10 protein-coding genes are annotated in these 10820 nt (G+C 71.0%); 7 read left to right on the forward strand and 3 right to left on the reverse strand.

The annotated features are described in order from the left end of the window. Positions 1 to 38 precede the first annotated feature (38 nt). Genes Vlu01_RS06690 through Vlu01_RS06710 form a run of 5 tightly spaced genes read left to right on the forward strand, consistent with a single transcriptional unit; the run spans position 39 to position 4313 of the window. A complete protein-coding gene (locus tag Vlu01_RS06690; protein WP_203995528.1) occupies positions 39 to 1187 on the forward strand; it encodes an acyl-CoA dehydrogenase family protein in 1149 nt (382 codons plus the stop codon). Between the two features lie 22 nt (positions 1188 to 1209). After that, the gene (locus tag Vlu01_RS06695) at positions 1210 to 2382 is read left to right on the forward strand and encodes an acyl-CoA dehydrogenase family protein (RefSeq protein WP_203995531.1); all 1173 of its coding nucleotides are present in this window, start codon (positions 1210 to 1212) and stop codon (positions 2380 to 2382) included. Next, positions 2379 to 2843: a MaoC family dehydratase gene (locus Vlu01_RS06700; protein ID WP_203995532.1), complete on the forward strand. Its 465-nt coding sequence runs from the start codon at positions 2379 to 2381 to the stop codon at positions 2841 to 2843. Before Vlu01_RS06695 ends, Vlu01_RS06700 begins: the two co-directional genes overlap by 4 nt. Beyond that, positions 2840 to 3760: an AMP-binding protein gene (locus tag Vlu01_RS06705; protein WP_203995533.1), complete on the forward strand. Its 921-nt coding sequence runs from the start codon at positions 2840 to 2842 to the stop codon at positions 3758 to 3760. The genes Vlu01_RS06700 and Vlu01_RS06705 overlap by 4 nt, the downstream gene beginning before the upstream one ends. A gap of 40 nt (positions 3761 to 3800) precedes the next feature. Then, positions 3801 to 4313, forward strand: a complete 513-nt coding sequence (locus Vlu01_RS06710) for a GNAT family N-acetyltransferase (RefSeq protein ID WP_275409263.1) — start codon at positions 3801 to 3803, stop codon at positions 4311 to 4313. 61 nt (positions 4314 to 4374) lie between these two features. On the opposite strand, the gene Vlu01_RS06715 is transcribed toward Vlu01_RS06710, so the two are convergent. Then, a complete protein-coding gene (locus tag Vlu01_RS06715; RefSeq protein ID WP_203995535.1) occupies positions 4375 to 6237 on the reverse strand; it encodes a pectate lyase-like domain-containing protein in 1863 nt (620 codons plus the stop codon). 597 nt (positions 6238 to 6834) lie between these two features. Here Vlu01_RS06715 and Vlu01_RS06720 point away from each other — a divergent pair. Further along, complete coding sequence (locus Vlu01_RS06720; protein WP_203995537.1) at positions 6835 to 6993, forward strand: hypothetical protein; 159 nt, start codon at positions 6835 to 6837, stop codon at positions 6991 to 6993. A 13-nt stretch (positions 6994 to 7006) separates the two neighbouring features. Here Vlu01_RS06720 and Vlu01_RS06725 read toward each other — a convergent pair whose 3' ends face one another. Together Vlu01_RS06725 and Vlu01_RS06730 are read right to left on the reverse strand one after the other, a co-directional pair. Further along, positions 7007 to 8176, reverse strand: coding sequence for a 4-hydroxybenzoate 3-monooxygenase (locus Vlu01_RS06725; RefSeq protein WP_203995539.1), 1170 nt, complete (start codon positions 8174 to 8176; stop codon positions 7007 to 7009). Between the two features lie 25 nt (positions 8177 to 8201). Next, positions 8202 to 9662 (reverse strand): benzaldehyde dehydrogenase, encoded by a 1461-nt coding sequence (locus tag Vlu01_RS06730; RefSeq protein WP_203995541.1) that lies wholly within the window; start codon positions 9660 to 9662, stop codon positions 8202 to 8204. Between the two features lie 346 nt (positions 9663 to 10008). On the opposite strand from Vlu01_RS06730, the gene Vlu01_RS06735 reads away from it, so the two are divergent. Next, positions 10009 to 10820 (forward strand): CoA transferase subunit A (locus Vlu01_RS06735; RefSeq protein ID WP_203995543.1); only part of this gene is annotated, 812 nt, incomplete at its 3' end.

Raw genomic sequence — 10820 nt, forward strand, 5'->3', positions numbered from 1 at the left:
TCTGGACAGCTTAAAACTTTCACCGCTAGTTTAATGCCATGGACCTTCACCTCTCCGCCGAGCAGGTCGCGGTCCGGGCGCTCGCCGCGGACTTCGTCAACCGCGAGGTGCTGCCGAACGCGGCGACCTGGGATCGCCGTGAGGCGGTCGACCCCGGCATCGTCGGCAAGCTCGGCGAGGTCGGCTTCCTCGGCCTCACCATCGCCGAGGAGTACGGCGGATCCGGCGGCGATCACCTCGCGTACTGCCTGGTGCTGGAGGAACTCGGCCGGGGTGACTCCGCCGTGCGCGGCATCGTGTCCGTCTCGCTCGGCCTGGTCGCCAAGTCCATCGCCACCCACGGCACCCCGGAGCAGCGCGAACGGTGGCTGCCGTCGCTCTGCTCCGGCGCCGCCCTCGGCTGCTTCGCGCTCACCGAGCCGGACAGCGGCTCGGACGCGGCGGCGCTGGCCACCCGGGCGGTCCGCGACGGCGACGACTGGCTGCTCACCGGCCGCAAGATGTTCATCACCAACGGCACCACCGCCGACGTCGCGCTGCTCTTCGCCCGTACCGGCGGCCCCGGCCACCGGGGGATCACCGCGTTCCTGGTGCCGACCGACAGCCCCGGGCTCACCCGCTCGGAGATCAAGGGCAAGCTGGGCCTACGCGGGCAGGCCACCGCCGAACTCGTCCTCGACGGCGTCCGGGTTCCCGACACCGCCCGTCTCGGCGAGTGCGGCGGCGGCTTCCGGCTGGCGCTGTCCACCCTCGCCAAGGGCCGGATGTCGGTCGCCGCCGGCTGCGTCGGCATCGCGCAGGGCTGCCTCGACGCCGCCGTCGACTACGCCGGCACCCGCACCCAGTTCGGCAAACCCATCGCCGGGCACCAGCTCGTACAGCAACTGCTCGCCGGCATCGCGGTCGACACCGCCGCCGCGCGGCTGCTGGTCTGGCGGGTCGCCGACCTGATCGAGCGGGACCAGCCGTACGCCACCGAGGCGTCGATGGCCAAGCTCTTCGCCAGCGAGGCCGCCGTCCGCGCGGCCAACGACGCCATCCAGGTCTTCGGCGGGTACGGCTACATCGACGAGTACCCGGTCGGCAAGTACCTGCGCGACGCCCGCGTCGCCACCCTCTACGAGGGCACCAGTCAGATCCAGCAGTTACTCATCGGGCGGGCGCTCACCGGCGTCAACGCCTTCTGAACCCGGGAGAGGAACCGAACACATGGACTTCGGGCTGTCCGACGAGGAACGGGCCATCCGCGACACCGCCCGCGACTTCATCACCCGGGAGGTCATGCCGCTGGAGCAGGAGCTACTGCGTCGCGAGCGGGCCCACCAGCCCGGCCTGGAACGATCCGAACTGCGTGAGTTGCAGCTCAAGGCCCGCAAGTTCGGCTTCTGGGGGCTGGCCACGCCAACGGAGTACGGCGGCATGGACCTGCCCGCCGTCGTGCAGTCACTGATCTGGACCGAGATCGGCCGCAGCTTCGTGCCGTTCCGCTTCGGTGGCGAGGCCGACAACATCCTCTTTCACGCCACCGACGAGCAACGCAAGGAGTTCCTGCTGCCAACCATCGAGGGGGAGCGGTTCTCGTGCTTCGCCATCACCGAGCCGGGCGCCGGCTCCGACGCCGCCAACATCCGGTTCCGCGCCCGCCGCGACGGCGACGACTGGATCCTCAACGGCGAGAAGACCTTCATCACCGGCGGCAACGAGGCCGACTTCGCCATCGTCATCGCGGTGACCGACCCCGAACGGGGCGCCCGCGACGGCGGAGCGACCGCGTTCCTGGTGGACCGGGAGATGGGCTGGCGGTCGGAGTTCATTCCCACCATGGGTGAGGGCGGGCCCGCCTCACTGATCTTCGACGACGTACGGGTCCCGCACCGCAACATCCTCGGCGAGGTGGGCCAGGGCTTCACCCTCGCCATGCAGTGGATCGGCAAGGGGCGCTACACCATCCCCTCGCACGCCGTCGGTATCGCCGAACGTGCGCTGCGGATGGCCATCGATCACGCCAACAGCCGGGAGACCTTCGGGGCCAAGATCGGCACCAACCAGGCCATCCAGTGGATGATCGCCGACTCGGAGACCGAGCTGGAGGCCGCCCGCTGGCTCATCCTGCGGGCCGCCTGGACGGTCGACGCCGGTCTGGACCCGAGACACGCCTCCTCGATGGCGAAGCTCTACGGCGCCGGCATGGTCAACCGGGTGGTCGATCGGGTCATGCAGATCCACGGCGGCATGGGCTACACCCGCGAACTGCCGATCGAACGCTGGTACCGGCAGGTACGGCTCTACCGGATCTTCGAGGGCACCGACGAGATGCAGCGACTGATCATCTCCCGCGACCTGCTGCGCGGTTACACGAAGCTCGGAGGACACCTGGCATGAGAGTCTTCGCCAACCTCGACGAACTGGCCGGCGCGGTCGGCGAGCGACTCGGCCCGGGCCCGTGGTTCCCCATCGACCAGCGCCGGGTCGACCTGTTCGCCGACGCCACCGACGACCACCAGTGGATCCACCTCGACCAGGAACGGGCGGCGGCCGGTCCGTACGGCGGCACCATCGCCCACGGCTACCTGACGCTCGCCCTGCTGCCGGCCCTGGTCGGTCGCCTGTACCGGGTGGACGGGGTGCGGATGGGAGTCAACTACGGTCTCAACCGGGTCCGCTTCCCCGCGCCGGTACGCGTCGGCACCTCGGTGCGGGTCGTGGCCACCATCGACCAGGTGAGCCCGTTCGAGGGCGGGGCGCAACTGGTCGCCACGGTGACCGTGGACGGCGACGGCGGCGGCAAGCCGGTCTGCGTGGCCGAGACGGTGAGCCGGCTGTACGTGGACCCGCCGCGATGACCGCGCTCTCCCCGGCGACCGTGCTGGCCGGGTCCGCCCATCGGCACGCCGACACCGTCGCCGTCGTCGACGGGCGGGCACGCGTCACGTACGCCGAACTCTGGTTGGAGGCCCGCTGCTACGGCACCGGGCTGCGCGCCGCGGGGGTGCGCGACGGCGACACGGTGGCCCTGCTCGCGCCGAACGTGGTGGACTTCCCCCGGGTCTACTACGGCGCCCTCGCCGCCGGGGCGGTCGCCGTGCCGGTCGGTGTGCAGGCCGTCCACCTGGCCCGCGACGCGCGGCTGCTCGTCTGTCACACCTCGCAGTTGGCCGCCGGGCGGCGGGTCAGCGCCCGGGCCGGGGTGCCGCTGCTCACCGTCGGCCCGGCCCGGGGCCCGTCCGAGGTGCCCCGGTTGGAGGACCTCAGCGACGTCCCCGGCCACCTCGCCGCGTTCGCGGACCCGGTCCTCGACCCGGCCGAGCGGCCCGAGTCGGATCTGGACGGCGGCGACGTGGTGCTCGGCTGTCTGCCGCTGGGCGGCCGGTTCGGCCAGTCCGTCGCGCTGACCGGCACCTTCCGGGCCGGGGCGACCCTGGTGCTGCTGAGCCGCTTCACCGGCCCGGCGGCGCTCGACCTCATGCTCCGGGAGGAGGTCACCGTCTTCCACGGCACGTCGGCGATGTACGCGGCCCTGCTCGATGCGGCCCGGGGCCGCCGAGCCCTGCCCCGGCTGCGTCGCTGCGTCAGTCGGGCACCGCTGCCGCCGTCCCTGCGGCAGCGCTTCACCACCACTTTCGACACAGTCGTGGACGTGGCCGAGGGGGAGGGCGAGTCATCCGTGCCGGGCCCACCCGCCGCCGCTGTGCGTCCGGCCCGGCGGATCCGTTCGCGTCGGCTGGGCTGCCACGGCGAGCGGTACCGGCGGGGGCAGTAGGGCGGTGGCCAGGCGTCGGCTCGCCTACGATTCGCCCGTGATCCGAAACGAGCCGGCGGCCCAGGTGCGACTGCGTCCGATGACGGCGGACGACGCCGACCGGGTACTGGCGATCTACCAGGCCGGGTTGGACGCCGGGAATGCCAGTTTCGATGCCGTCGCGCCGTCCTGGGCAGCGTTCGACGCGGGTCGGTTGCCGGCGCACCGGCTGGTGGCGGTGGACCGGGACGGGACACTTGTCGGCTGGATCGCCGTGACACCGACCTCCTACCGGGAGGTCTACGCCGGGGTGGTGGAACACTCCGTCTACGTGGACCCGGCCGCCCGGGGCCGAGGGGTGGCGCGGCTGCTCCTCGACGCGCTCATCGACTCGACCGACGCGGCCGGCATCTGGACGATCCAGGCTGCCGTGTTCCCCGAGAACACCGCCAGCCTCGCCCTGCATCGGCGGGCCGGATTCCGGGTCGTCGGCACCCGCGAGCGGATGGGTCGGCACCACGGCCGTTGGCGCGACGTCATCCTGTTGGAGCGCCGTAGCCCGGTCGTGCACTGAGGTGTCAGAAAGGGCACCTTCCTCCGCGTCGTGGATGGGAAGGTGCCCTTTCCTTCCGTTTCTACGGGTACTCAGTGAGGTAGACCGGAGCGCCTACCCGATCCATGTCGGCGGCCTCGCCCACGCCGTTGACCACGTGGTCGATGGTGCCGGCGCTGAGGTTCACCGTCATGATGTGGTGCAGCCGGACGCCGGGCCGTACCGGCACCTCGAAGCCGTTCTCGGTGCGGATCGAGGGGTTGTTCTGGTTGAACACGTACACCCCGCCCCCGTGCAGGGTGTGGTGGCGGACCCGGTCACCGACCTTGTAGCCGGCCCACCCGTTGACCGTGCCGTTGCGCCAGTCCGCCTGGGTGGGCGGATCGTACGGCAGCTCGTTCTGGTAGAGGATCGTCCTGCCGTGCTCACCGTTCCACACCGTGTTGTAGCGCTGGAAGTGCTCGACGAAGAGGCCGGTGGCGGTGACGTGGTCGCCGTTGACGATGACGCCGTAGCGACCGGTGTTGGTACGCCAGCGGTCGGTGTCGCCGTTGACGCCCTCGGTGAAGCCCTCGACACCGTGGTCGCCCCGCCACACCCAGGTGTGGTCGATCAGGACGTGGTCGCTATTGACCTCCAGCGCGGTGTCCGTCTTGCCGATGTGCGGGCCACCGACCCGGAAGTACACGTCGGACAGGGTGATCGGGTTCTGCGGGGTGCTGTGATTGCGGCCCTTGCGTTGGCCGACCCGCAGCAGCACCGGCGACTCCTTCAGACCCGCGTCCACGGTGACTCCGGCGACGACCACGCCGGGGACCCCGGCGACGTCGAGCGGCACGGCGCCGTTGACCGCGGTCAGCGTGGCGTGCCCGATGCCGAGCACGATCGTGTCGGGCCGGCGGACCTCGATGCTGCGGGCCACGTCGTACACCCCGGGGGTGAGCAGCAGGTGCCTGCCCCGGGCGAGTTCACGATTGATGACCTGCACCGGGTCCGTGGGTCGGGCGACGAAGAAGTCGCTGATCGGGATGGTCCGGCCCGGCGTCATCCGGGTACCCCAGGTGATGCCACGCGTGTCACGACGCACCGCCGGTACCCGGACCTGGTACTTCCCCTTGGCGTCGACGAAGAGGTACGGCTTCTCCCGGCTCAGCGGCGTGGTGTCGAGGGTGGTGTACGGCGGGTCGGGGAAACCGGCGTCGTCGGGCGCGCCGACCACTCCGGCGAAGACCTGGTTCCACACGGCGTTGGACCAGCTCTCGACCTCGCTGTTGCGGGTCAGCCACTGCTGCTGGGAGCCGTTGGTGGTGGCCGGCAGCCGGGAGTCGGCGATGAAACCGCCGCTGGCGTACTGCGGCCCGTTGGTGCAGTAGTCCATCAGCGACAGTCCGCCGCCGCTGATGTCGAGCCGGCGCATCGACACCGCCTGGGACACCGCCCAGAAGTTCGCCGTGGCACGGCAGTCGTCCTGGCCGGCGGCGTTGATGCGCAGGGACAAATTGCTCAGCGTACGCCAGAAGTTGACGAGTGCGATGCAGTTGCCGGTGCCGCCCTCGGTGAGACAGCGGTTGTACGCCTCGATCTTGCCGTTGATGACCACGTCGGTGGGGGAGGCGCCCAGCCCGGAGATCTCGGTGTAGTAGCCCACCTTGATCTGCAGTGGCTGGTCGGCGCTGCCGTACTGGCCCGGGCGGAACAGGTAGGCGTGCCGGGTGGTGCCCATCTCGTTGTCGACCTGCGCGGCGTGGGCCGCGTCGAGGGTCGCCTGGATCTGGCTGACCGGCATGCTCGGGTCGAAGATCGTGACGTTCGGCCCGAAGGTCGGGTTGGCCGGTCGCGGCGGACCGGCGCTGACCGGCGTGTTCGTGGCGACTGCGGCGGTGGTCAGCGCCAGCCCGAAGGCCAGTGCCCGACCGAGTCGCCGGTGGTGTGGTGGGGTCGGCATACGTTCGTCCTTCCGGTCGGGCACGGTGCGGTGTCCGTTCCGACGACGTGGGAGGCCACAAGGGGCGTGAGAGCGCTCTCTCGCCGAGATGTTTCTACCCTCAAACGTCGCCGCGCGCCATGCCTGAACCGGAGATCGACATGCATACCCGCCAGTGGGCGGCGGACATGCGGCGACAGAACGACGGGTGGACGGCCGGCACCCGGCTGCTGCGTTTCTCCTCCTGACTGGGCCGCGTCCACCCGGAGCAGGCCGCCGACACGGTCCGCCGCGCCCTGTCGCCCGCCACTGACGCCCCGCGGGGAGTTCGTGGCAATCTTGGACAGTTTCCGTTAGCTGCTAACGGAAACTGTCCAAGATCTGTGTCTCCCGGCTCACTTGTGGGTGGTGGGCACGACGGCTCGTCGACCGGCTCGACGCTGCCCATGCCGGGCCAGACCCGCTCGGCGACCACGGCGGCCGGCGCGTGCATGGTGACGCTCGCTCGCCCGCAGCGCGAACGGACCGGTGGACAGCGTCCTTGCCAGGTAGGCGCTCGGGGCGGAGGCGGGCGGGTGGGGCACGCCGGAGCGGCCCACCGTACCCACCGGGGTCCTGGTGTCCCGCTCCCGCGACGTCACCATCCGGCGGCTGGCCGAACGTGACCACCACGTCGTCCACTGGGCCGAGTACGACACCGGCGGGCACTTCTTCGCCCTGGAGCAGCCGGAGGTCTTCGTCGCCGACCTGCGCACGTTCTTCGGCGCCCTGCGGTGATCCGCCGAGCGGCTCACACCTGCGGCAGCCCGACGTAGTTCTCCGCCAGGCTGGTCGCGTACGCCTGGGAGGTCGTCACGTAGCGCAGGGTCGACGACTGAATCTTCGCCTCGTACGGGTCGTCGGCGTTGAGTCGGTGCAGCATCGAGGTCATCCACCAGGAGAACTGCTGGGCCCGCCATACCCGCCGCAGCGCCGTGGCGGAGTAGCCGTCGAGCAGGTCGGCGCTGCCGTCGGCGTACCAGGCCGCGAAGGCGTCGCCGAGCAGGGCGACATCGGCCAGCGCCAGGTTCATGCCCTTGGCCCCGGTCGGCGGCACGATGTGCACCGCGTCGCCGGCCAGGTACAGCCGCTGCCACTGCATCGGCTCGACCACCAGGCTGCGCAGCGGAGTGATCGACTTCTCCAGCACCGGGCCCTCGTTGAGCGTCCAGTTCGGCACCGTCTCCAGCCGGGTACGTAGCTCGGCCCAGATCCGCTCGTCCGGCCAGTCGGCGATGTCCTCGTCGGCGGGCACCTGGAGGTAGAGCCGGGAGATCTCCGGCGATCGCATGCTGTAGAGGGCGAAGCCCCGCTCGTGGTGGGCGTAGATCAACTCGTCCACCGCGGGTGGGGCGGCGGCGAGCACGCCCAGCCAGGCGAACGGGTAGACCCGCTCGTAGGTGGTCAGCACCCCGTCCGGCACGGTCGGGCGACTCACCCCGTGGTAGCCGTCGCAGCCGACCACGAAGTCACAGTGCAGTTCCTCGGCCCGGCCCTGATCGCGGAAGTGGATCACCGGGGCGGCGTCCAGCCCGGAGAGGCGTTCGGCCGGCGCCTCGAACAGGATCTTCCCGCCCGCCGCCAGCCGGGCGGCGATCAGGTCCTTGACCACCTCCTGCTGCCCGTACACGGTGATCGCCCGGCCGGTCAGCTCGGTCATCGGCACCCGGTGCGACTCGCCGTCGAAGCGCAGCTCGATTCCCTCGTGCCGCATCCCCTCCCGGTCCAGGCGCGCCCCCAGGCCGGTCTCCCGCAGCAGGTCGACCGAGCCCTGTTCGAGCACGCCCGCGCGCAACCGGTGCTCCACGTACTCCCGGCTGCGGCTCTCGATCACCACCGAGTCGATGCCGTGACGGTGCAGCAGGTGCGACAGCATGAGACCGGCCGGTCCCGCTCCGATGATGCCGACCTGGGTACGCATCCATGCCTCCTTGGTTCCTGCTGACCTAGAACGGGTAGCGGGTGATGTCGCCCTGCATTGTGAGCCACTGGGTCTCGGTGAACGCCTCGATGTTCGCCGCCGCCCCGCCGAAGCGGGAACCGGTACCGGAGGCGCCCACACCGCCGAACGGCGCCACCGCCTCGTCGCTGACGGTCTGGTCGTTGATGTGCACGATGCCGCTGGGGATGCGCTCGGCCAGCGCCATCGCCTTCATCACGTCGCGGCTGAGGATGCCGAGCGACAGACCGTACTCGCTGGCGCCGGCCAGTGCCGCCGCCTCGTCCAGGTCGGAGAAGCTGAGCACCGGAGCTACCGGGCCGAACACCTCCTGCGCGTACGCCGGGGTGCTCGGGGTGACGTCGGCGAGCACGGTCGGCCGGTAGAACAGCCCGTCGAAGCTGCCACCGGCGGCCAGCCGGGCACCCGCGTCCACGCTCGACGTGACCAGCGAATGAATCTTGTCGCGCTGCGCCTCGTCGATGACCGGCCCGAGCGCCACCTGCTCCTTGGCGGGGTCGCCGACCGGCAGATGATCGGCCTTGGCGGCCAGCTCGGTGACGTACCGCTCGGCGAGGCTCTCGTGCACCAGGTGCCGGCCGGTGGTCATGCAGATCTGCCCCTGATGCAGGAAGGAGCCCCACGCGCCGGCCGAGACGGCGAGGTCCAGGTCCGCGTCGTCGAGCACCACCAGCGCGGAGTTGCCGCCCAGTTCGAGGTGCGCCCGCTTGAGGTGCCGGGCAGCGGCCTCGCCGACCTTGCGGCCGGCGGCGGACGAACCGGTGAAGCTGATCACCCGTACGCGCGGGTCGGCGACCAGCGCCTCGCCGGTGGCGATTCCGCCCGGCAGCACGTGCAGCAGGCCCTCGGGCAGCCCGGCCTCCTCGAAGACCCGGGCGATGGCCAGTCCGCCGCAGACGGCCGTACGCAGATCCGGCTTGAGCACCACCGCGTTGCCCAACGCCAGCGCCGGGGCCACCGAGCGAATGGCCAGGATCAGCGGAGCGTTGAACGGCGAGATCACGCCCACCACGCCGACCGGCAGCCGGCGGGCCAGACTCAGTCGCGGCTGAGCGCTCGGGATGATCTCACCGAGCGACTGCGAGGGCAGCGTCGCGGCCTCGTAGCACTCCTGCGCGGCGGTGCTGGTCTCCAGCACGCCCTTCGGTGGGATCGACCCGGACTCGCGGACCACCCAGTCGCCGACCTCGGCGGCGTGCTGCTCCCACAACGCGCCGGCCCGGCGGAGCACGGCGGCGCGTTCGGTGTAGCTGGTGGCCGCCCAGGCCCGCTGCGCGGCGGCGGCTCGGGCACAGGCGCGGGCGACGTCATCGACGTCCGCCACGCCGATCTGGCCGATCTCCTCGCCGGTGGCGGGGGCACGAACGGCGGCGGTGCCGCCGGCTGGCCGCACCCAGCCGTCGCTGTAGAGCCGGCCGTGCCAGGCGTCGGTGTCGAGCAGGGGCATCTCGATCCTCCTTGCGCCGCAGGGATGGGACAGCCGGGCTGCGGCCCGGCGGGGTGGGTCCGACCGCGCCTTCCCTGCGCGCGGTCCGTCGGCAGCCGAAGGGGCCGGCCACGCCCCACGCCTGTTCGCTTGCCGAACAGGCGTTCTCATCTAGGACATTTGCACGGGACTCGACTCGCGTCAACGGATCACCGCAAACATTTCTGCGATGAGCGGGCCGTGCCCGATCCGGCCGGCCGGCACGCGTTGACGAACGCCGCCGATGCGGATTACGTTCGATAAGAGTACGTCGGTCCGCATGCCGAACAAATCTCGGCGGGGTTCGACACAGGAGGCAGGGAGGGCCATGGCGAAGCTCGTCTCGCTGCACGACGGCATCGCGGAGCTGGTCGGTGACGGAGACACGGTGGCGCTGGAGGGGTTCACCCACCTGATCCCGTTCGCCGCCGGCCACGAGATCATCCGGCAGGGGCGGCGCGACCTGACCCTGGTGCGGATGACGCCCGACGTCATCTACGACCAGCTCATCGGTGCCGGCTGCGCCCGCCGCCTGGTCTTCTCCTGGGGCGGCAACCCCGGCGTGGGATCGCTGCACCGCTTCCGCGACGCGGTGCAGAACGCCTGGCCAGTCCCGCTGGAGCTGGAGGAACACAGCCACGCCGGGATGGCCAACCGCTACGTCGCCGGCGCCTCCGGCCTGCCCTTCGCCGTGCTGCGCGGCTACACCGGCACCGACCTGCCCCGGCACACCACCAACATCCGCGGCATCGACTGCCCGTTCACCGGGGAGACGCTGACCGCGGTCGCCGCACTCAACCCAGACGTGACAGTGGTGCACGCCCAGCGTGCCGACCGCGCCGGCAACGTGCAGATGTGGGGCATCACCGGCGTGCAGAAGGAGGCGGTGCTGGCCGCCCGCCGGTCACTGGTCACCGTCGAGGAGATCGTCGACGAGTTGACCCCGGTGGCCGGCCAGGTCGTCCTGCCCGGCTGGGCGGTCACCGCCGTGGCCCACGTGCCCGGTGGGGCCCATCCCTCGTACGCGCACGGCTACTCGGTGCGGGACAACGCCTTCTACGTTGCCTGGGACGAGATCAGCCGGGACCGTGACACGTTCCAGAACTGGATCGCCCAGCACGTGCGCGAAGTGGAGGCGAC

Source organism: Micromonospora lutea, assembly GCF_016863535.1.
Classification (GTDB): domain Bacteria; phylum Actinomycetota; class Actinomycetes; order Mycobacteriales; family Micromonosporaceae; genus Micromonospora; species Micromonospora lutea.